General features: G+C 70.5%; 7 protein-coding genes and 1 pseudogene. 3 read left to right on the forward strand and 5 right to left on the reverse strand.

The genetic code is table 11. The features are described from left to right. The first annotated feature begins 182 nt into the window (after positions 1 to 182). Both A5787_RS19040 and A5787_RS19045 read left to right on the forward strand, forming a co-directional pair. Positions 183 to 1,142, forward strand: coding sequence for an SDR family NAD(P)-dependent oxidoreductase (locus A5787_RS19040; RefSeq protein WP_066969790.1), 960 nt, complete (start codon positions 183 to 185; stop codon positions 1,140 to 1,142). A gap of 44 nt (positions 1,143 to 1,186) precedes the next feature. Next, positions 1,187 to 2,413, forward strand: coding sequence for a cytochrome P450 (locus A5787_RS19045; protein WP_066969791.1), 1,227 nt, complete (start codon positions 1,187 to 1,189; stop codon positions 2,411 to 2,413). On the opposite strand, the gene A5787_RS19050 is transcribed toward A5787_RS19045, so the two are convergent. From A5787_RS19050 to A5787_RS19060, 3 genes are all read right to left on the reverse strand, one after another. Continuing rightward, positions 2,410 to 5,001 carry a sugar epimerase family protein gene (locus A5787_RS19050; RefSeq protein WP_066969794.1) on the reverse strand — a complete coding sequence of 864 codons (2,592 nt, stop codon included), beginning with the start codon at positions 4,999 to 5,001 and terminating at the stop codon, positions 2,410 to 2,412. The genes A5787_RS19045 and A5787_RS19050 overlap by 4 nt on opposite strands. Positions 5,002 to 5,004: 3 nt before the next feature. Next, complete coding sequence (locus A5787_RS19055) at positions 5,005 to 17,484, reverse strand: type I polyketide synthase (RefSeq protein ID WP_066969795.1); 12,480 nt, start codon at positions 17,482 to 17,484, stop codon at positions 5,005 to 5,007. Between the two features lie 327 nt (positions 17,485 to 17,811). Then, positions 17,812 to 18,174 (reverse strand): hypothetical protein, encoded by a 363-nt coding sequence (locus A5787_RS19060; protein WP_082977320.1) that lies wholly within the window; start codon positions 18,172 to 18,174, stop codon positions 17,812 to 17,814. A gap of 161 nt (positions 18,175 to 18,335) precedes the next feature. On the opposite strand from A5787_RS19060, the gene rbpA reads away from it, so the two are divergent. After that, entirely contained in the window at positions 18,336 to 18,671 is a 336-nt protein-coding gene (gene rbpA / locus A5787_RS19065) for an RNA polymerase-binding protein RbpA (RefSeq protein WP_066913172.1), read from the forward strand. Between the two features lie 18 nt (positions 18,672 to 18,689). Here rbpA and lnt read toward each other — a convergent pair. Beyond that, positions 18,690 to 21,481, reverse strand: a pseudogene (lnt, locus tag A5787_RS19075) (apolipoprotein N-acyltransferase). Beyond that, entirely contained in the window at positions 21,474 to 23,006 is a 1,533-nt protein-coding gene (locus A5787_RS19080; protein ID WP_066969889.1) for an amidohydrolase, read from the reverse strand. The pseudogene lnt and the gene A5787_RS19080 overlap by 8 nt, the downstream one beginning before the upstream one ends. Between the last annotated feature and the right edge of the window lie 70 nt (positions 23,007 to 23,076).

Genomic DNA, 23,076 nt, shown 5'->3' on the forward strand with positions numbered 1-23,076 from the left:
CGAGAAATTCCTGAGCTCGACTTGAACGATCTGCCGATGGCGCTCTACCGCGGCGTCGGTTCGCGTTTGGCGCGCACGGAGAACGTTGTTGCGACCGAATGGCCACGGCGCATACCCGATTTCGAGCTCGCGCCCGGGTATCGACCGCTGTTGCCGCTGCGGATCCCAGCGACGGCGGCATCATGAGCGAACTCCGATTCGACGGCAGGGTCGCGATTGTCACCGGCGCCGGGGGGCGGGAGCCGAGCCTTGGGCGCTCGCACGCCAAGCTGCTCGCCGAGCGGGGAGCCAAGGTCGTCGTCAACGACCTCGGTGTCGGCCCCGATGGGCGGAACCTGCTGCGGGCCAACGCCGAACAGGTAGCGGACGAGATCCGCGCGGCGGGCGGCGAGGCGGTCGCGGATACGCACAGCGTCGCCCACCCGGACAGCGCACGCCACGTCGTGCAGACCGCGCTCGATGTGTGGGGTCGCGTCGACATCCTGGTGAACAATGCCGGAATCTGCTTCATGACACAGTTCGACGAGATCTCCGACGCCGACATCCGCGACGTCATCGACGTGCACCTGATGGGGACCGTGTGGATGTCCCGGGCGGCATGGCCCCACATGCGGGAGGCCGGTTACGGCCGCATCGTGAACACCACATCCGGAGCGATGTTCGGAGTGGAATATCTGTCCATCTACGGTGCCGCCAAGGGCGGAATCTTCGGGCTGACCCGCGGTCTCGCCCTAGAAGGGGCTCCGCTCGGCATCAAGGTCAACGCGTTGGGGCCAGCAGCAAATACCAGTGCCGTGCGGCATTTCAACAACCCGTCCGCATTCACGAAACTGATGGAAGATCACTTTCCGGCCGGCCTGGTGTCACCGGCCGTGGCCTATTTGGTTCACGAGAGTTGTCCCGTGTCGGGCGCCAACCTCGAGGCGGGTGGCGGAAACGTGGGCATCCGGGTGTTCGGTCAGAACACTGGCCACTACGACGCCGACCTCACCATCGAGCGAGTGCGAGACAACTTCACCACAATCGTCGACACCTCGACGGCGCGGTTGATGCCCGATCTGCCGGATGCCGGCGAGCTGGCCCCGGGTGAGGCCATTTCGGCCCCGATCGAAGTTCTCCCGAAGCGCTATCAACCACGCTGATCGGGTGTGGCTCACACATGCAATGTGCAAAACAAGGAGACACGATGACCGTCGACACCGCAGCACCCAGCGTCTTCGACGCCGGACTTCCGGCGCTGCACTACGACATCACCGAGACCGTGCACGAGGTCGGCCCGCGGATCCACGAAGTGCGACAGCAATCGCCGATCGCAATCGGTCCGTTGGGACCGGAGGTGCTCGGCTACGAGCTTGCCCGCGGGATCCTGCGCGACCCCCGGTTCGTGTTCCCGCCCGGCCTGCACATGTCGGCTCGCGGAATAACGGATGGCCCGCTCCACGAACGGGTGCTGGGCACCATCCTCGGCATGGAAGGCGAGCAACACCGCCGGCTGCGTAGCCTCGTGTCCAAAGCCTTCACGCCGCGGGCGTCCGCCCGCATGGAGCACACCATCGAGACGGTGATCAACGAGCTGATCGATCAGGTCGCCGAGGCGGGCGGGTGCGACTTCGTCCGCGACATCGCCCGGCCGTACCCGATTCCGATCATCTGTGCGCTGCTGGGCGCACCCCCCGAGGACTGGGAGAAGTTTTCCGTGTGGGCGGAGGACATTTTCAAGATCGTGAGGCTGGACTCCAATCTGCTGGACGAGCAGGACATCGTCATCCGGGCGTGGGATGAATTCGATGCCTACATCGACGACATGATCGCCGAACGGCGCAGCCGGCTGACCGACGACCTGATCTCCGAACTGATCCGCGCCCAGGACGACGGCGACCGACTCAGTAACGCGGAGATGCGCATGCTGGCGTTCAGTATCCTCAGCGCCGGCACCGACACCACCCGCAATCAACTCGCCGCGTCCATGCACGCGCTGTGCGATCATCCCGACCAGCTGGTGATGCTCCGCGACAATCCCGACCTCGCCATGCGAGCCGTCGAGGAATGTATGCGGCATTCGCCGGCCGTGTGCGTCACCCTCCGCACGGTCCTCGAGGACGTGACGTTCGCCGACTACACATTTCCGGCCGGCACCTTCATCTCGGTGAATACCTTTGCGGCCAACTGCGATCCAGAGGTCTATCCGCATCCGGACCGGTTCGACATCTCCCGCGACGATCCGCCACCCATTCTGACCTTCGGCGGCGGAGCGCACTACTGCCTTGGAGCGAACCTCGCCCGAACCGAGCTTGCCGGAGCCCTCACAGTGCTCGCCCGGCGCATGACCAACCCGCGTCGTGTGGCGGCGGCACGCTGGAAACCGATGTTGGGATTGAGCGGGCCGTTGGACTTGGATATGGAGTTCGACTAGCTCGGCAGCGCGCCATCCGGGGCCAGTTCGAGCACGCGGATCTCTCCGGTCGTGCCGTCGACCTCGACGAGGGCGCCCGGCGGCAGGGACCGGGTGGCCCCCTGGACGTCCACCACGCAGGGGAACCCGAACTCGCGCGCCACGACCGCGGCGTGCGACATCGGGCCACCCAGCTCGGTCACCACCGCCGCGGCGTAGCAGAACGCGGCGGTGTAGCCGACGTCGGTGACCTCCGCGACGAGGATCTCACCGGGCTGCAGGTCGTCGATGGTCTCGGGCCGCACGATTCGCACCCGGCCACGTATTCGTCCGCCGCAGACGCCCACCCCGTGCAGGGTGTCCCCGCTGCTGAGAGCGGCCGCCGTCGTCATGGTTGGCTGCCAGGTGCCGCTGAACACCGGCGGTGGGACGACCGCGGCCAACCTGCGTCGTTCGGCCCGGCGCCGGGCCACCAGGCCCACGACATCTGCCGGGAGCGCATCCAGCTCGTCGACCAGCAGATAGAACACATCGTCGGCGGTCTGCAAGATTCCGGTTTCGACCAACCTGCGCCCGTACTCGCGCATCAGGTTGCGCAGCACCCAGTTGGCCCGCACCACTTTGTCGCGACGGACTTCGCGATCGCGCAGCTGGTGTCCCGCCAGGCGCGCAATCGGCCTGGCCCGCACCGGAATCCGGGTACGGTCTGGCTGCGGCGCGGAAGCTGCGCTCATCGCTTTGGTCACCATGCGTACGAGCAGCTCGGGATCGTCGGCGTAGCTGGTTGAGAGCATCTCGAGTTCGGCCGGGCCGCGATGTCCGATCAGCGCCAGCTCGGCCAGCACCGCGGCGTGAAACTCCGGCGCCTCGACGGCCAGCTTGCCCAGCCGCTCCCCCGGTTCAGCCAGCAGCGCCGTCACTTTCGGGTCGCGCTGTGCGGCGACCACCAACCGCTGCATAGCCTCGACCGATCGCGCGCTGACTAATTCCGGTCCCGCGGGCGCGGCGGTGTCTCGCCCACACAAACCCCGCAACAACACATTGAACGCGGCGCACAGCATGAACGACGCCGAGGCCAGCACCCAGCCCTGCACCACCTCGTCGCGCGCCAACGCGATCAGGCTCAACAGCCGGCGATCGTCGAGGCGAGTGACGTCGTCGCCGGCGAGGCGTTCCAGGCGATCGACATCGGCAACGAACTCGTGGGTGTCGCCGGCCGACCCGGCGGACAGCCCGATCAGGTTGACGCCGAATATCCCGATGTTGCGGACGGTCCGCAGTTGCCTTCGCAGACGGCTGGTTTCGGAGCGTGGACGCTCCGCACCGAAGATCGGCAACGACGCCATACTGGGGCCGAAGAATCCGCTGTTGCTGACGATCGTCGCGGGTTTGGCGAAGGGCACCGTTTCGGCCATGTAATGCGCCGAGGTGATGGCGCCATAGAGCCGGTTGGCGAACACCGCGACCGTGCGCATCGCGATTTCGCGCTGGATGATGCCGCCGGGCCGCAGCCGCTCGGCGATGGCCACGCCGCCGGCACGCAGCCCGCGCACGGTCACCGATGCCGACGCCGGCGAGAACGGGCCGGGCAGTGCCTCCGACAAATTGGTGGCCAGAAAAGTGGGAAAGCGCGGGTCGATAGGGGTGTCGAACTCCCCGTTATCCCCTGCCGGGCCAGCCCAATTGGGTTTCACGCCGTCCTCGCTCGGTGCGTCGACCGCGGGCAGGTCGCCGATGCTGGTCATCCGCCAGGGCAGCGATACCACCCGCTTGCCCACGGTGACTCGGCCGCGTACCACGACCGCGAAATCCTCGACACATTCAACCGAGCGCCATGCCGGCCGGAATTCCCACTGCTCGCGCAACCGCGCAGTATCCATGAAGGGAGCGCCCTGCAGCATTCGCAGCTCGGCCGGCCGTACGCCGAACCGCACGATCGGGCGCCCGAGCGCAGCGGCGACCCGCCGGAAGGTCAGTTCGCCCGGTGCGGCGAGATTGACCGGGCCGCTGCCGACTTCGCTGTCCACGATCGCACGGTTGAATAGCCGAAGCGCGTCGTCGACGTGGACGACCTGGACGCGACGATCGGCTGCCCCGCCGGGAAACGCCGGCAACGCCAACGCCCGGCGTACCCAGTTGTCGACACTCCGGCCGAGAATCAGCGCGGAGCGGACGACCACCCATTCCAGGTCCGAATCCTCCAGCATCTGCTCGACGCGGGCCTGGTGCCGGCCGTCGGCGCCGACGGGGGTTCTCGCGTCATGCTCGGTCTTGGGCGCGTCTCCCCCGCCGTAGACGTGCGCCGACGACGGGAAAACGATGCGCCGGGTTCCGGTTTCGGCGATCGCCTCGAGGACGTTGAGCGTTCCCCCGATATTGACCTGCTCGCTGCCGCGTGCCCACGCGCAGTGCGCGACGACGTCCGCACCGGCGATGGCGCGCCTGACCGCTTGCGCGTCACGGATGTCCGCCTCGACGAAGTCGGCCGCGGTCGGCCAACTTTCGGGCCGGTGCCGGGCGATGCCGGCAACATCGTGGCCCTCGCTGAGCAACCGGCCGGCGAGGCCGCGGCCGAGTACGCCGCTGGCCCCGGTAATCGCGATTCTCACTGGCTACTCGTCGTCCTCGTTCAGCAGGGCCGCGTTGACCAGCGCGTCGAGGTCCATGCCCGCGATGTCGGTTTCGGTGGTCGCCGCGGCGGGTGCCGGGCCGCCGCTGTCGGCCTCGTTCGCCAGCGCGAGCAGCAGTTCGAGCACTCCGGCCTGGCGCAGCCGCTTGACGGGGATGGACCCCACCACGCGCTGGATTTCAGCCTCTCCGGGCGCGGCGGCCGGGGCCTGCTGTTCCGACGAGCCGACGAGCTCGCGATACATGTAGCCGGCCAGCGCGGCCGAGTTCGGATAGTCGAAGATCAGCGTCGGCGAAAGCGCGAGTCCCGTCGCGGATTTCAGCCGGTTGCGCATTTCGACGGCGGTCAGCGAGTCGAAACCCAACTCCTGGAACGCCCGGTCCGGGTGGATGGATTCGGGACTCGAGTTGCCCAGCACCGTGGCGATGTTGGACCGCACCAAGTCCAGCAACACCTCCTGCTGCTCGTCTTCGGGCAGCCCTTCGAGGCGCTGCAGCAGAGCCGATTTCGACTTCGCCGCGGCCAGTGAGTCGTCAACCTGCCGTCGCGTCGGCGCGTTGATCAGGTCGACGAACATGGGCGGCAACGTGCCGTTGTCGAACTTGACCCGCAGTGCCGCGAGGTCGATGTGGGCGGGCAACATGAACGGCTCGTCGACGATCAGGGCGGTGTCCATCAAATCCAGCGCCTCATCGGAGGACATCGCGACGATGCCGTCCCGTCCGAACCGGGCACGGTCCGCGGTGCCCAGCGCGCCGGTCATGGCGCTGGTCTGATCCCACAGGCCCCAGGCCAGCGATATCGCCGGCAACCCCTGCCTCCGCCGGTGCACGGCCAACCCGTCGAGGAAGGAGTTGGCCGCGGCGTAGTTGGCCTGGCCGGACGCGCCCGCCAGCCCGGCCATCGACGAAAACAATACGAACGCAGACACATCGAGGTCGCGGGTGAGCTCGTGCAGGTTCCACCCCGCGTCGACCTTGGCGCGCAACACCGCGTCGACGCGTTCCGGCGTCAGCGACGAGATCACCGCGTCGTCGAGGACCCCGGCCGCGTGGATCACTCCGGACAGCGGTCGTTGCACCGGGATATCGGCGAGCACCTTCGCAACGGCCTCGCGGTCCGCCGCGTCGCAGGCGATCACCTGCACCTGGGCGCCGGCGGCGGTCAGCTCGGTCACCAGCTCCGCGGCGCCCGGCGCGTCCAGCCCGCGCCGGCTGATCAGCACCAGGTTGCGCGCGCCGTGCCGGGACACGACGTGGCGCGCCAACGCCGTACCCGCCATGCCGGTGGCACCGGTGATCAGGACCGTGCCCGCCGCCCAGGCGTCGGGCATGCTCATCACGACCTTGCCGACGTGGCGGGCCTGGCTCAGGTACCGCAGGGCCGCGGGTGCGCGGCGCACGTCAAACCTGGTGACCGGCAACGGTTGCAGCACGTCCTCGCCGAACAGCGCCGTCAACTCGTCGAGCAGCTGCGCGATGCGCTCCGGTCCGGCCTCGAAGAGATCGAAGGCGCGATAGCGCACACCGGCGTGGTCGCGGGCGACGGCCTCGGGCTCGCGGATGTCCGTCTTGCCCATCTCCAGGAACACCCCACCGGGGGCAACCAGCCGCAGTGAAGCGTCGACGAAATCGCCGGACAGCGAGTCGAGCACCAGGTCCACGCCTCGCCCACCGGTGACCGCGCGGAACTTTTCCTCGAATTCCAGGGTGCGGGAGTCCGCGATGTGGTCGTCGTCAAAGCCCATGGCCCGCAGCGTGTCCCACTTGCCACGGCTGGCCGTCGCGAAGACCTCCAGACCGAGATGGCGGGCCAGTTGCACGGCGGCCATCCCGACCCCACCGGCGGCGGCGTGCACCAACACCCGCTGGCCGGGCCGCGCGCCCGCCAGGTCGACCAGCGCGTAGCGGGCCGTGGCGAACACGACCGAGGCGGTCGCGGCAGCGGTGTCCGACCATCCGGCCGGCACCTTGGCGAGCAGTCGCTGGTCGGTGGTGGCGATCGTCCCGGTGCCGTCCGGGAAGAGGCCCATGACGCGGTCGCCCACCGCGAAACGCCCCTCAGCCGAGGTGATCTCGATGACGACGCCGGAGCCCTCGATGCCCATGACCGCCTCGGGGTCGGGATAGAGTCCGAGCGCGATCATGACATCGCGGAAGTTGGCGGCGATGGCCGACAAGGCAACCCGAACCTGACCGGGGGCCAGCGGCGCGTCGGCATCGGGGATCCGCTCCAGCCGCAGGTTCTCGATGGTGCCGTAACTGCTCATGCCGAGCCGCCACGGCCCGTCGTCGGGCGGCACCAACAGACCGCCGACCGCGCGGCTGCCGTGCACCCGCGCGGTGTAGACCGTCGCATTGCGCAGCACCACCTGCGGCTCGGCCGCCGCCAGCACCGCGGCGACCGCGTCGGCATCCAGCGGGGCATCGGTGTCGACGAGCACGATTCGGCCGGGATGCTCGGTCTGCGCCGACCGCACCAGACCCCACACCGCGGCGCCGGCCAGATCGGTGACGTCCTCCCCCGGCAACGCCATTGCGCCGCGGGTCGACACCACCAGCGTCCCCGCCCCGTCGCGGGCCAACCACGACTGCAGCACCGGCAGCACCGCGCGCGTGGCCGCGTATACCTCCGTCACGACGTCGCCGGCCACCGGCGCCGATTCGAACAGCACCGCCGCCCGTTCGGCCTCGGCGCTGTCCAATTCCGCTGTCCCCCAGGCTGACACCGAGACCGGCTGCACCGCGGACAGCGGCTGGGCCGACCAGGTGACCTCGAAGAGCCGGTCCGGCCCCGAGCTCGACACCGCGGCCAGCAGCTGCTGATCGGTCACCGGCCGGGCCACCATCGACGCCACCGACAGCACCGGCAGCCCCAACCCGTCGGCCAGCTCGATCGACACGGCCGACTGGCCCACCGGCACGATCCGCGCCCGCACCGCCGCCGCGCCGGCGGCATGCAACGACACCTGCTGCCAGGAGAACGGCACCAGCATCGAACCCGCTGCGAGCTCGCCATCGTCCGACGCCAGGATCACCGCGTGCAGCGCGGCGTCGAGCATCGCGGGGTGGACCCCGAACCCGGTCACCGACACCGCGGCGTCCTCGGGCAGCGCGACCTCGGCGAAGACTTCGTCGCCGCGGCGCCACATCGACGTCAGGCCGCGGAATGCGGGCCCGTACCTGTAGCCGCGCTCGGCCAGTTGCTCGTACCCGTCGCCGAGATCCACCGGGACGGCCCCCGCCGGCGGCCACGCCGACAGGTCCGCGCTCGGCTGCACCGACCCCGCACGCAGGACACCCTCGGCGTGCAGCGACCAGCCGGACCCCGCCTCGGCGCGTGAGAACACCGACACCGCGCGGGCACCCGCATCGTCCGGGCCGCCGACCAGGACCTGAACCGCGACCGAGCCACCGGCCGGCAACACCAGCGGCGCGGCCAAATTCAGCTCGTCGACGATTCCGCAGCCCACCTCGTCGCCGGCGCGGATCGCCAGCTCGACAAATCCCGCACCGGGGAACAGCACCACGCCACCGACGGCGTGATCGTTGAGCCAGCCCTGCGCGGTCGGGGACAATCGACCGGTCAGCACCACGCCGCCGGAGCCGGGCAGCTCCACCACCGCCCCCAGCAAGGCGTGTTCGCCGGCGGCCAGCCCCAGCCCGGCGGCGTCGGCCGGGGCGCCATCGCCGGCAAGCCAAAAGCGCCGCCGTTCAAAGGCGTACGTGGGCAACTCGACGAAGCTGCCGGTCCCCAGTGCGGCGCGCCAGTCCACGTCCATCCCGGCGACGAACCCTTGCGCGACGGCGTTGGTCAGGGTCGCCGGCTCCGGGCGGTCCCTGCGCAGCGCCGACATGATGGTGATCGGGGCATCCGGGAGCGACTCTTCGATCGCCGCCGTCAGCCCGCCGCTCGGGCCGACCTCGAGGAACCGGTTGGCACCGGCCGAGTGCACGAAGCGCACGCTGTCGGCGAATCGCACCGCCTCCCGGACGTGCCGCTTCCAGTACGCCGCCGAGGCGAAGTCGTCGCCCGCCAGCTGCCCGGTGACGTTCGAGACGATCGGGAGCGTGGGCTTGCCGACGGCCAGTCCGGCCGCGACGGTGCCGAATTCGTCGATCATCGGGTCCATCAATGGGGAGTGGAAGGCGTGGGACACGGCGAGTTGGTGCACGCGGCGCCCGTCGGCGCGGAGCCGATCGGCCACCGCGGCCACTGCTTCTTGCGCGCCCGAAATCACCACCGAAGCCGGCCCGTTGACCGCCGCGATACCCACGCTGGGGGTCAGCAGCGGCCGCACCTCCGCTTCGGCGGCCTGCACGGCGATCATCGCCCCACCCGCCGGCAGCGCCTGCATGAAGCGGCCCCGGGCGGCGACCAGGACCGCCGCGTTCTCTAGCGACAGCACGCCGGCGACGTGTGCGGCGGAGATCTCACCGATCGAGTGGCCCAGGACGAAGTCGGGCCGCACACCCCAGGATTCGAGCAGCCGGAACAGGGCGACTTCGATGGCGAACAAGGCCGGCTGCGCGTATTCGGTGGTGTGCAGCAGGTTTTCGTCCCCGCCCCACACGACGTCCCGCAGCGGCCGCAACAGGTGCTGGTCCAGCTCGCCCAGCACGGTGTCGAACGCCTCGGCGAATACCGGATATGCGGCGTGCAATTCCATTCCCATGCCGAGCAGCTGGGAGCCCTGGCCGGGGAAGACGAAGATAGTCTTGCCGGGCGTCGCCGTGCCCTGGACGACCGTGGCGGCCCGGCCGGCGGCCAACTCGTCGAGGCCGGACAGCAATTGGTCGCGGTCGGCACCGACGACCACGGCCCGATGCTCGAAGTGTGAGCGGCCCGCCAGCGAAAACGCGACGTCGGCCACGTCGAGCTCGCCGTGCTCGCGTAGGTGCCCGGCCAGCCGGGCGGCCTGAGAGCTCAACGCCGACAATGACTTCGCCGAGACCGGCCACGGCAGCACCGGTAGCCCGGGCCGTTCCGGGGCGGGCGCGGCCTCGACCGGGGCGGCCTCGATGATCACGTGGGCGTTGGTGCCGCTGATGCCGAACGACGACACGCCGGCGCGCCGCGCTCGGGTAGCCGGCCAGGGTTGGGCCTCGGTCAGCAACGACACCGAGCCCACCGACCAATCCACATGCGGGCTGGGCTCGTCGATATGCAATGTGGCGGGCATCAGTTCGTGGCGCATCGCCAGGACCATCTTGATCACCCCGGCGACGCCCGCGGCGGCCTGCGTGTGACCCATGTTCGACTTGATCGACCCCAGCCGAAGCGGCTCGCTGCGATCCTGACCGTAGGTCGCCAACAACGCCTGGGCCTCGATGGGATCGCCCAAAGTCGTTCCGGTGCCGTGGCCCTCGACCGCGTCGACCTCGGCCGCGGACAACCCGGCGTTGGCCAGCGCGGCGCGCACCACCCGCTGCTGCGAGGGGCCGTTGGGGGCGGTCAACCCGTTGGAGGCGCCGTCCTGGTTGATCGCCGAACCCCGCACCACCGCCAGCACGGGATGCCCGAGCCGCTGCGCGTCCGACAACCGCTCCACCACGAGCATGCCGCCGCCCTCGGAGAATCCGGTGCCGTCGGCCGCGCCCGCGTAGGCCTTGCAGCGGCCGTCCGCCGACAACCCGCGCATGCGGCTGAACTCCACGAAGATGTCCGGCGTGGCATTGACCGTGACGCCGCCGGCCAGGGCCAGGTCGCACTCGCCCGAACGGAGCGATTGGGCCGCCAGGTGCAACGCCACCAACGACGACGAGCACGCCGTGTCCACCGAGACGGCCGGGCCCTCCAGCCCCAGCGCGTAGGAAATACGCCCCGACGCGACGCTCGACGACTGCCCGGTGAGCCGGAAGCCCTCCGCGGCCGGCGCGGCGCCGATGCCATAGCCCTGGGTGTACACCCCGGCGAACACGCCGGTGGCGCTGCCGCGCAAGCCACCGGGCTCGATTCCGGTGCGCTCCAGGGCTTCCCAGGACAACTCGAGGAACAGCCGTTGCTGCGGATCCATCGCCAGCGCCTCGGTGGGCGTGATGCCGAAGAAGGCCGGGTCGAAATCGGCGACACCGTCCACGAAGCCGCCGGTGCGGGTGTAGCAGGTGCCCGGAACGTCGGGGTCGGGGTGGTACAGCCCGGCCAGGTTCCAGCCGCGATCGCTCGGGAATTCGGAGAGCACGTCGCGGCCCCCGGTGAGCATGTCCCACAGGTCGTCGGGGGAATTCACTCCGCCCGGATAGCGGCAGGACATGCCGACGATCGCGATGGGATCGTCGGCGGTGGCGCGAACGGCGGGGGCCTGTTTGATTTCCTGCGGCAGTCCGGCGAGTTCGCTGCGCATGTAGCTGGCCAGGCCGTTGGGCGTCGGGTAGTCGAAGATGAGCGTTGGCGAAAGGGCCAGCCCCGTCGCGCTTTTGAGCCGGTTACGCATTTCGACCGCCGTCAGCGAGTCGAAGCCCAACTCCTGGAACGCCTTGTCCGGGTCGATCGCCTCGGGGCTGGTGTTGCCCAGTACCGTGGCGATGTGCGAGCGCACCAGGTCCAGCAGCACGGCGTGCTGCTCGGCTTCCGGCAGCCCGTGCAGGCGGTGCGCGAGAGCCGATTTCGACTTCGCGGCGGCCAGGGTGTCGTCGACCCGGCGCCGGGTCGGGGCGTTGAGCAGATCGGCGAACATCGGGGGTACGGCGACGGCGTGGGCCCGCAGCGCACCGAGATCGATGCGGGCGGGTGCCAGGAAGGACTCGTCGACGATCAACGCGGTGTCGAACAACTCCATGGCCTCGGCCGACGACAGCGCCAGGATCCCGTCGCGACCCAGCCGAGCGAGGTCGGCGGCGTCCAGCCCACCGGTCATGGCGCTGGCTTGATCCCACAGCCCCCACGCCAGCGACATCGCGGGCAGCCCGTGCGCCCGCCGATGCGCGGCCAGCCCATCCAGGAAGGCGTTGGCCGCCGCGTAGTTGCCCTGACCCGACGAACCCACCAGTCCGGCCATCGACGAAAACATCACGAACGCCGACAGATTCAGATCGCGGGTCAATTCGTGCAGGTTCCACGCCGCGTCGACCTTGGCCCGCAACACCTCGTCGATGCGCTCCGGCGTCAGCGACGTGACCATCGCGTCGTCGAGCACGCCCGCCGCATGGATGACACCCGAGAGCGGCATATCGGCGATGACCGCCGCCAGCGCGTCGCGGTCGGCCGCATCGCATGCGACCGCCCGCACCCGGGCCCCGGCCGCCTCCAGCTCGACGATCAGTTCGGCGCAGCCGGGCGCGTCGGCGCCGCGACGGCTCAGCAGCGCCAGGTCCCGAACGCCGTGGTGCGCCACCAGATGACGGGCCAGTGTCGAACCCGCCATGCCGGTTCCGCCGGTGATCAGCACGGTGCCGGCAGCCAGCCCGGCGCCTGGCCCGGATGGCACGGTCATGACGACTTTGCCGATGTGGCGGGCCTGGCTCAGGTAGCGCAGCGCGGTGCGCGCGCGTCGCACGTCAAACGTCGTGACCGGCAACGGCTTGAGGATCCCGGCGTCGAACAACCCGGCGAGCTCCAGCATCCATTGCTGCATCCGGGGACGGCCGGGCTCGAACAGGTCGAAGGCGCGGTAGCGCACACCCGGGTATTCCCGGGCGACGGCACCGGGGTCGCGGATGTCGGTCTTGCCCATCTCCAAGAACATGCCGCCGGGGGCGACCAGCCGCAGTGAGGCATCGACGAATTCGCCGGCCAGGGAGTCCAGCACCACGTCCATGCCTCGGCCGCCGGTGACGACCCGGAACTTGTCCTCGAACTCCAGGCTGCGGGAGTCAGAGATGTGGTCGTCGTCAAAGCCCATGGCCCGCAACGTGTCCCACTTGCCGCGGCTGGCGGTGGCGAACACCTCCAGGCCCAGATGCCGGCCCAGTTGAACCGCGGCCATCCCCACGCCGCCGGCGGCGGCGTGCACCAGCACCCGCTGTCCCGGCTGAACCTCGGCCAGGTGGATAAACGCCATGTATGCGGTGGTGAAGACCGCCGAGATGCCGGCGGCTTGGGCGTAGGACCAGTCGTCCGGCATCGGCACCAGGAGGCGCACGTCGCCGGGCACCAACGTGCCGCTGCCGTCGGGGAAGAATCCGTACACCGAGTCGCCGACCGCGAACTCGGTGACGCCGGGCCCGACCTCGACCACCACACCGGCGCCTTCGCCGCCGAGCAGGGCGTCGTGGGTGAACATGCCCAGCGTGATCATGACGTCGCGGAAGTTGGTGGCGATGGCGCGCAGCGCCACCCGAACCTGGCCCGGCTCCAGCGGGGCGTCGGCGTTGGGAACCGGCTCCAGTTGCAGGTTTTCGAAGGTGCCCGCGCTGCTGATGCCGAGCCGCCAGGGCCCGTCCGCGGGCGGGGCCATGATGCCGTCGACCGCGCGGCTGCCCCGCACACGCGCGAGATAAGCGGTGCCGCCACGCAGCAACACCTGTGGCTCGCCGACCGCCAGCACGGTGACTATCGCGCCATCGTCCAGCGGCGCGTCGGAATCCACCAGCACGATGCGGCCGGGGTGCTCGGTCTGCGCCGACCGCACCAGCCCCCACACCGCCGCGCCGGCCAAATCGGTGACGTCCTCACCCGGCAACCCCACCGCCCCCCGGGTCGCCACGAGCAGCACGCCGGAGTCGTGCTCGGTCAACCACGATTGCACGGCGGCCAGCGCCTGGTGCGTGCGCTCATACGTCTGCGTTACCGGATCCCGACCGGTGGCAAGGGATTCCAACACTTCGTGGGCGGGCGGCTTGTCGTTGGAGACGATCGCTTTCGCCGGCGACCAGCTCACCTCGAACAGCCGGTCCGGGCCCGCGCCGGACACCGCGGCCCGCAGCTGCTGCTCGCTCACCGGACGGGCCGCCATCGCCCGCACCGACAGCACCGGCAGTCCGAGCCCGTCGGCGAGTTCGATGGACACCGCTGAAGCTCCCGCCGGCGCGATGCGCGCGCGCACCGCCGACGCGCCCGCGGCATGCAACGACACGCCCTCCCACGAGAACGGCAACACCACTTCGTCGGTCTGGCCCGCGATTTGGCGGCCCATCACCAGGGCATGCAGCGCTGCGTCGAGCAAAGCCGGGTGCACACCGAATCCGTTGACGTCCCCGGCGGCGTCCGGCAGCCGCACCTCGGCGAACACCTCGTCGCCGCGCACCCACGTCGCGGTCAGTCCCCTGAACGCCGGGCCATAGCCGTACCCGCGCGCCGCCAGCCGTTCGTAGCCGTCGGCCGGATCGGCCGCGACCGCGCCCGCCGGTGGCCACACCGACAGATCCGTTCCCGGCTCGACCGACCCGGTGCTGAGGATGCCCTCGGCGTGGCATACCCAGCCGGAGCCGGCATCGTGGCGCGAAAAAATCGACACGCTGCGGCGGCCGTCTTCTTCCTCGGTCCCCACCACCACTTGCACCGCTACCGAGCCGGATGCGGAATCCTTGGCGGGCAACATCAACGGCGCCCGCAGGGTCAGTTCATCGACCGTCGAGCAACCGACCTCGTCGCCGGCGCGGATCGCCAACTCCACGAACCCCGCACCCGGGAACACGGCGACACCGGATACGGCGTGGTCGGCCAGCCACCCCTGCAGGCTCGGCGCCAACCGGCCCGTCAGCGCCACCCCGCCCGAGGCCGGCAGCTCGACGACCGCGCTCAGCAGTGGGTGCTCGCTGGTCGCCAGTCCCAAGCCCGCGGCGTCGGCGGCGATACCTTCCCCGGACAGCCAAAACCGCCGCCGGTCAAAGGCATACGTCGGCAGCTCCACGAAGCCTGCCCCGTCGAGCACGCCCCGCCAATCCACGCTCACTCCCGCGACGAACGCAGTGGCCGCGGAGGTCAGGAACCGCTCCAGCCCGCCGTCGTCGCGACCCAAGGTGGGGACGACGATGGCCTCGGTGTCGCCGGCTGCGCAATCATTGGCGGTGTCTTCGATCCCGGCGATCAACGCGGGATGCGGGCTGGATTCGATGAAAGTCCGGTACCCGTGCTCGCATGCACTGCGCACCGCCTGGTCGAACTGAACGGTCTGCCGGATGTTGCGGTACCAGTATTCGCCGTCCAATCCCGCGGTTTCCAAACGGTTTCCGGTCACGGTCGAGAAGAAGGCCGTGCGCGACGAGCGGGGCTCGATACCGGCCAGCGCCTCCGCGAGCTCACCGCGAATCGCCTCGACCTCGACCGAATGCGACGCGTAGTCCACGTCGATCCGCCGCGTGCGCAGCTCCAGGTCGGCGCAGAAGGCGACGAGTTCGTCCAGGGCGGCCACGTCGCCGGACACCACGACGGCGGACCGGCCGTTGACGGCGGCGATGCTGACCCGATTGCCGTAGGGCGCCAGCAATTCCCGGGCACGCTCGGTGCTGCACGCGATGGACAGCATGCCGCCGGGGCCGGCCAGCGACCTCAGCAGCTTGCTGCGCAGCGTGACCACCCGCGCGGCGTCGCGCAACGACAATGCGCCGGCGACATAAGCCGCGGCGATCTCGCCTTGCGAGTGCCCGATCACGGCATCGGGATTCACGCCGACCGACTTCCACAGTTCGGCCAGCGACACCATCACCGCAAACAGCACCGGCTGCACGACGTCCACCCGATCCAGGCCCGGGGCGCCGGGCGCGCCACGCAGGACATCGGTCAGCGACCAGTCGACGAACTCGGCGAAAGCCTCCGAACACGCCTCGATCTGGCGCGCGAACACCGGTGCGGCGTCGAGCAATTCGATACCCATGCCCAGCCATTGGGAGCCTTGTCCGGGGAAGACGAAGACGGTCTTGCCCGCCGGCGCGGCGGCGCCGCGAACGACCGACACGGGCTCGTCGGTGGCCAGCTCGTCGAGGCCCGCCAGCAACCGATCCCGATCGCCGCCGACAACGACGGCCCGATGCTCGAAGCTCGACCGGCCCGCCAGCGTCCACGCCACATCGGCGATGTCGAGATCGCCGTGGGCGCGCACATGCGCGGCCAGCCGGCCGGCCTGAGATCGCAACGCCGAGGCCGACTTTGCCGACACCACCCACGGCAGCGCCCCGCGCCCGGGGGGTGCCTGCCGCGGCTCGACCGCGGGCACGGCCTCCACGATCACGTGCGCGTTGGTGCCGCTGATCCCGAACGACGACACACCCGCCCGGCGAGCCCGGCCGCCGGCCGGCCAGGGGCGCGCCTCGGTCAGCAGCGACACCGACCCCGCCGACCAATCCACGTGCGGGCTGGGCTGATCCACGTGCAGCGTCGCCGGTAACGTCTCGTGGCGCATCGCCTGCACCATCTTGATGACGCCGGCCACGCCCGCGGCGGCCTGCGTGTGGCCCATGTTCGACTTGATCGACCCCAGCCACAGAGGTTCTCCGGGCTCCGCCCTATCTTGGCCGTAGGTGGCCAGTAGCGCCTGGGCCTCGATCGGGTCCCCCAATGTGGTGCCGGTGCCGTGGCCCTCGACCACGTCCACGTCGGCCGTCGACAATCCCGCGTTGGCCAACGCGGCACGCACCACGCGCTGCTGCGAGGGGCCGTTGGGCGCGGTCAACCCGTTGGACGCGCCGTCCTGGTTGACCGCGGAGCCCCGCACCACCGCGTACACCGGGTGACCCAACCGTTGGGCGTCCGACAACCGCTCGACGACCAGCATGGCGCCGCCCTCGGACCAGCCCACCCCGTCGGCGGCGCCGGCGTAGGCCTTGCTGCGCCCGTCCGGCGCCAGCCCGCGGTGCCGGCTGAATTCCACGAAGACGGTGGGCGTGGCGTTGACGGTCGCGCCGCCGGCCAGCGCCAGGTCGCACTCCCCCGTCCGCAGCGACTGCACCGCCATGTGCAACGCCACCAACGACGACGAGCACGCCGTGTCCACCGACACCGCCGGGCCCTCCAAGCCGAGCACATACGAGACCCGCCCCGAGGCGACGCTGGAGGTCATCCCGGTGAGCCGGTAGCCCTCGATCTCCTCGGCCAACATGCCGTAGCCCTGCACGATGAGCCCGGCGAACACCCCGGTGGCGCTGCCGCGCAGCCCGGCCGCATCGATCCCGGCCCGCTCCAAGGCCTCCCAGGACAGCTCCAGCAGCATCCGGTGCTGGGGATCCATCGCCAGCGCCTCGCTGGGCGCGATCCCGAAGAATGCCGGATCGAAGTCCGCGACTCCGTCGACGAAACCCCCGGTGCGGGCGTAGGTCTTGTGGCGCGCGTCGGGATCCGGGTCGAACAGTCCCGCGACGTCCCAGCCGCGGTCGGTGGGAAACTCCGTGATCACATCGCGGCCGTCGGCAACCATCCGCCACAGGTCTTCCGGGGTCTCGACCCCGCCGGGGAAGCGGCACGACATGCCGACGATGGCGATCGGCTCGCTCGACCGCTCCAGCAGCGCGCGGTTGGTGCGCTTCAGGCGTTCCACCTGGACCAGCGCTTTGCGCAGCGCCTCGGTCGCATGCTGGAGTTGGTCCACCATCTAGTAACCTCGCCTAACCCTCACCCGGCAGGTGGCCGTCGTGTCGCCGCCGGATGCGGCCTTGCCGAACGTCCCGGCCGAGCGTCCCGGCCGAGTCACGGACGTTGCTGCATGATTCGGTCTCGTGGATTTTTCGACCAGCGTCGTGCTGCTCTCCGACCCGAGAATGTCGCTCGTGAGTATGGCCAACTCCGGCACGATTTCAAAAACGTCCGACGCTCCCGGCTGCTAGAGGAGGACCGGCTTCGCCTGTACGCCCGCGTACGGCCGGTCCGCCGCCCATGGCGCGACTGTACTCGGCTGCCCATCGGTGGTGGTCAAACCGGGTTAGACGGCCGCTCGGCGCCATCCGTCGGCGGCGCGGGCGGCCCGGATCAGCACGTCGCACAGGTCGCGCAGTTCCCTCGCCCCGGCCCCCTCGTCCAGTGCGGTGGCGACGTCCTCGGCCGCGCATCGCACCTGGTAGACGCGATCCGACAGGTCGGCCGCATCGTCGGCCGACAGCACCACCGCGTCGGCGGGCAGGGCGCCGGCCCCTTCGGCGGTCAAGCCCCGGGTCAACGAGGCGCGTTGCTCATAGGCGCGTTGCCGGCACGACTGGCGGCAGTACTGGCGGCGGCGCCCCATGCCGGCGTCGGTCACGTCTCGACCACACCAGCGGCACGGTTGGGGGTGGGAGCGGCGGGTCACGCCTGCCGACTGTAGTCGGCCGCCTTTCACATCCCCGGTATCATTGAAGGTCGCGTCGCGTATGCCGCGTGTCGGCCCGGGAACTACGCCGACCGTCATATCGTTTGCTTAAGCGGAACTGAATTGCACCACAGCCCGTAGCACCCAAAGGAGTAGCACGCATGGCCGATCGCGTTCTGAGAGGCAGTCGCCTTGGAGCCGTGAGCTACGAGACCGACCGCAACCACGACCTCGCGCCGCGCCAGATCGCGCGGTATCGCACCGAGAACGGCGAAGAGTTCGAGGTCCCCTTCGCCGATGACGCAGACATCCCCGGCACCTGGCTGTGCCGCAACGGCATGGAGGGCACCCTCATCGAGGGCGACCTGCCCGAGCCGAAGAAGGTCAAGCCGCCGCGCACCCACTGGGACATGCTGCTGGAACGTCGCTCGGTCGAAGAGCTCGAAGAGCTGCTCAAGGAGCGCCTCGACCTGATCAGGTCGCGCCGCCGCGGCTGACCTGCGGCCGCGCCGCCGCTAACTGCGGTTGTTGGCGCGGATCGCGCGAGGACGGTTCGTTCGCCCCTCGATGCCCCATCGGGTGACCTTGACCAGCGCCTCGCGGATGTTCGATCCGCTCATTTTGGAGACACCGAGTTCCCGCTCGGTGAAGGTGATCGGCACCTCGGCGATGACGAACCCGCTGCACACGCTGCGCCAGGTCAGGTCGATCTGGAAGCAATAGCCCTTGGAGTCCACGCCGTCGAGGCCTATCGTCTCGAGGACTTCGCGGCGGTAGGCCCGGTAGCCGGCGGTGATGTCGTGGACGCCGACGCCCAGCGCCAGCCGCGCGTAGGTGTTGGCCGTCCAGGACAGCGCCCAGCGCCGCCACGGCCAATTTCGCACCGCGCCCCCGTCGACATAGCGCGAACCGATCGCCACGTCGGCACCGGCGTCGACCGCATCCAGCAGCAGGTGCAGCTGTTCGGGCGCGTGGCTGCCGTCGGCGTCCATCTCGACGAGCACCGAATAGTCCCGGCCCAAACCCCAGGCGAATCCCGCCAGGTACGCCGCCCCCAGGCCGTCCTTCGCGGTGCGGTGCATCACGTGCACGCGCTCGGGGTCGGCCGCCGCGAACTCGTCGGCGAGCTGCCCGGTGCCGTCGGGGCTGTTGTCGTCGACGACCAGCAGGTGCACGCCCGGGCACGCGGCCGTGAGCCGCCGATGGATCACCGGCAGGTTCTCCCGCTCGTTGAACGTCGGGATGATCACCAGGACGCGCTCGCTGGGACGGCTGCCCGGGACCCGGGGCGCCGGCTGGCCGGTGGTCATGTAGCTCCTCTGTCTCGCCCGAAATCGGGTTGCCCGCCCTCGTCGGGCGGAGTGTCGTCACCGCCGCCCTCGTCCGGCGCAGCGTCTTGCGCGGTCTGGGCGTCGCCCTCGTCGGGCGGGGGTTCGCCGGCGTCTTCCGATCCACCGCGGGGCCGCGACCTCAGGCGGACCGGACGCACGAACCATCCATTGTGCCGTATCCCTACCAGGATCGCCGCTCCGGCCGCCAGCACCAAAGCCCACTGCAAGATCGGGGCCCAGCGGGTTGCCGGCGTCAGCTTGGTCTTGAGGCGCACCTGCATGTCCAGGTAGGTGGGCTCGAAGAAGTCGGTGCGCGCCAGCTCGCCGCCGTCGGGGGCGATGACCGCGCTGATCCCGGTGGTGCCGGCGACCACGACGTAGCGGTCGTGCTCCACCGCGCGGACCTTGGCGAACGCCAGCTGTTGTTCGCTCATCGTCTGGTTGAAGGTGGCGTTGTTGCTGGGGACCGCCAGCAGCTGGGCGCCGTTCAGGACCGCCTTGCGCGGGGCCCGATCGAAGATGACCTCCCAGCAGGTGGACACCCCGACCGGCACCCCCGCGATGTGCACCACTCCGCTGCTCTTGCCGGGCACCATGTGGCCGGCCCGGTCGGCATACCCGGAGAGATGCTTGAACAGCCACGGCATCGGCAGGTACTCACCGAACGGCTGCACGATTTCCTTGTCGTGGCGGTCGGCCGGCCCGCTGACCGGGTTCCACACGATGACGGTGTTGGTGTAGGTGTAGGTGTCCGGCTTGCCCCCGGGCACGTCGAGCACCGTGCCGATCAATATCGGCGCGCCGATCGCGGCGACGGCCCGCGCGACCTGCTCGGCGGCGTCGGCGTTGGTGAGGGGGTCGATGTCCGAGGAATCTTCCGGCCAGATCACGAACTGGGGTTGCGGGGCCGCCCCCGAACGCACGTCCTCGGCCAGCCGCAGGGTCTCCCGCACATGGTTGTCCAGCACCGCGCGGCGCTGCGCGTTGAAGTCCAGACCCAGCCGCGGCACATTGCCCTGTACCGCCGCGACGGTGACCGAGGGGTCCCCACCCGCCCCGGCGCCGGCGTGGCGCACCTGCGGCCAGACGAGGACAGCGGCGAACAACACCAGGCAGATGCAGACGCCCGGCAGCACCACGGCGGGTGGCGGCCCCGGGGTTTGCGTGCCTTGGGGGCCGTGACCCGTTTTCCACCACTTGACAATCTCCAGCGCGATCGCGGTGGCACTGAACCCCACCAACATGACCGCGGTGGACAGCAGTGCGACCCCGCCGAGCTGGACCAACGGCAACAACGGACCTTGAGTCTGACCGAACGCCACCGCACCCCAGGGAAAGCCGCCGAACGGGAAGACCGACTTCAGCCACTCCTGGCCGGCCCAGAGCAGCGCGAACCAGACCGGCCAGCCGGGCAGCCGCCGCACGACGACGGCGCCCAACCCGAAGAGACCGGGAAAGAGCGCGCACGTCGTCGCCAACGCCAGCCAGGGGACGGCGCCCACCAGCAGGCTGATCCACGGCACCAGCGGGACATAGCAGGCCAGGCCGAAGACGAATCCGTAGCCAAAACCACCCGCCGTTGTGGTGGCCGGACGCGTCAGCACCCACCCCAGCAACGCCGCGGCGACGACGGCGCCCCACCACCAATTCATGACGGGGAAGCTGGTGAACAGCAGCAGGCCACCCATGATGGCGAGCGCAAGTCGCGGCAGCCGCGGCAGCAGCGCGGCGCGGGCCCCGGGCAGCCGCGCTGCCGCAGCCGCGGCCAGCCCCGCCAGCGCCCGGCGCGTGAGCTTGCCCAGCCGATCGGCCCGACTCGGTGCGTCGGACGCCGCTTCCTCCGGCGCGACGCGGACCTCGAGCGGCTCTTCGTCGCGGTCGGATTCGGCCTCCTCGCTGATCGGGTCCTCGGAGACCGGCGTGGGCTCCGGATCCTGGTCGGGTCGCTCCTCGCGTCCGAACCACTCCCTAGCCATGAACGACGGCGCCTCGGTGGACGGTTCGACGGCAGCGCGGCAGGGCGTCGGAGGGCCCCAGGCGCGGCAAAGCGGGCACCCGGGAGCGCGGATCGCTCGACCAGCGCTGAACGGCGTCGCTGGGCGCGTGGACGTTCAGGGTCCCGGCGTCCCACACGGCGTACGAGGCCGGCGCGCCGGGCGCCAGGGTGCCCGTCTGCCCGTCGCGGACGCCGGCCGCCCGCCAGCCGCCGCGGGTGGCGGCGGCGAATGCGGCCCGCGCCGACACCGCGCTGCCGGGGGTGTGGTGGTTGACCGCCGCGCGCACGCTCGCCCACGGGTCAAGGCCCGTCACCGGGGCGTCGGAACCTAGCGCGAGGGGCACGCCTTGGGATGCTAACAGCGCAAGCGGGTTGAGCAGCGCGCCTCGTTCGGCGCCCAGTCGCCGCGCGTACATGCCGTCGGCGCCGCCCCACAGCGCATCGAAATTGGGCTGCACGCTGGCGATGACGCCCCACGCACCCAGTTTGGCGGCCTGCTCGGCGTCGACCATCTCCACGTGCTCGAGGCGGTGCCCGCAGCGCGCGACGGCGGCGACCCCGAGGTCGGCAACGACCCGTTCCAATGCGGCGAGGGCCGCCGAGACCGCGGCGTCGCCGATGACGTGGAAACCGGCCGTCACCGCCGCCTCGGTGCACGCCCGCAGATGGGCTTCGATGGCGTCGGGGTCCAGGTAGCAGGTGCCGACGCGATCCGGCGCGTCGGCGTAGGGCTCGTGCAGCCAGGCCGTGTGCGATCCGAGCGCCCCGTCGACGAACAGGTCGCCGGCCAACCCGCGCGCCCCCGTCTCGTTCGTCAGCGCCCGCGCCTCGGCGGCCGTGGTCACCGCCTGGCCCCAGTAGCCGATCACCTCGACGCCGTGGGCGAGTTCACGCAGCCGCAGCCAGTCGTCGAGCCCGCCGATCTCCGGGCCCGCGCATTCGTGCACCGCGACGATGCCGGCCGCCGCGGCGGCCTGCAGGGCGGCGGCCCGGGCTTCGGCCAGCTGCCCGGGCGTCAGCAGGTCGCGGGCGACCGCCCGGACCAGGTGGTGGGCGTCGCCGACCAGCGGCCCCGCGGGGGCGAAGCCGGCCGCCGCGGGCAGGTCCGCGACCAGCCGCCGCAGCCCCGTCGAGGCCAGCGCGGAGTGGACGTCGACGCGGGCCAGGTAGGCCGGACGGTCCCCGAGGACCGCGTCCAGTTCGGCGGTGGCCGGCGGGGTGTTGTCCGGCCACGACGATTCGTCCCAGCCGTGCCCCCACACCGGCTGGCCGGGGTGGGCCGCGGCGTAGTCGGCGACCATCTGGATGCACCGGGCGCGCGACGCGGCGGTCCGCAGGTCCAGGCCGCTGAGCGTGAGGCCGGTCGCGGTGAGGTGGATGTGGCTGTCCACGAATCCCGGCGCCACGAAGCCGCCGTCCAGGTCCTCGACCTCGGCGCCGGGAAACTGGCCGCGCCCGACGTCGTCGCTGCCCAGCCAGGCGATCACGCCACCGCGCACCGCCATCGCGGTCGCGTCGGGGTGGGTCGGGCTGTGCACCCGGCCGTTGACCAGCAGCGTGGTGGACTGCTGAGGA

This window comes from Mycobacterium sp. 852002-50816_SCH5313054-b (assembly GCF_001667185.1).
Taxonomy (GTDB): Bacteria; Actinomycetota; Actinomycetes; order Mycobacteriales; family Mycobacteriaceae; genus Mycobacterium.

Excerpts from the sequence above, each read along its gene's own strand:
- rbpA (WP_066913172.1), top strand. The coding sequence starts at position 18,336 with ATGGCCGATCGCGTTCTGAGAGGCAGTCGCCTTGGAGCCGTGAGCTAC.
- A5787_RS19080 (WP_066969889.1), bottom strand. The coding sequence starts at position 23,006 with ATGGCGGTGCGCGGTGGCGTGATCGCCTGGCTGGGCAGCGACGACGTC.
- A5787_RS19045 (WP_066969791.1), top strand. The coding sequence starts at position 1,187 with ATGACCGTCGACACCGCAGCACCCAGCGTCTTCGACGCCGGACTTCCG.
- A5787_RS19055 (WP_066969795.1), bottom strand. The coding sequence starts at position 17,484 with ATGGTGGACCAACTCCAGCATGCGACCGAGGCGCTGCGCAAAGCGCTG.
- A5787_RS19040 (WP_066969790.1), top strand. The coding sequence starts at position 183 with ATGAGCGAACTCCGATTCGACGGCAGGGTCGCGATTGTCACCGGCGCC.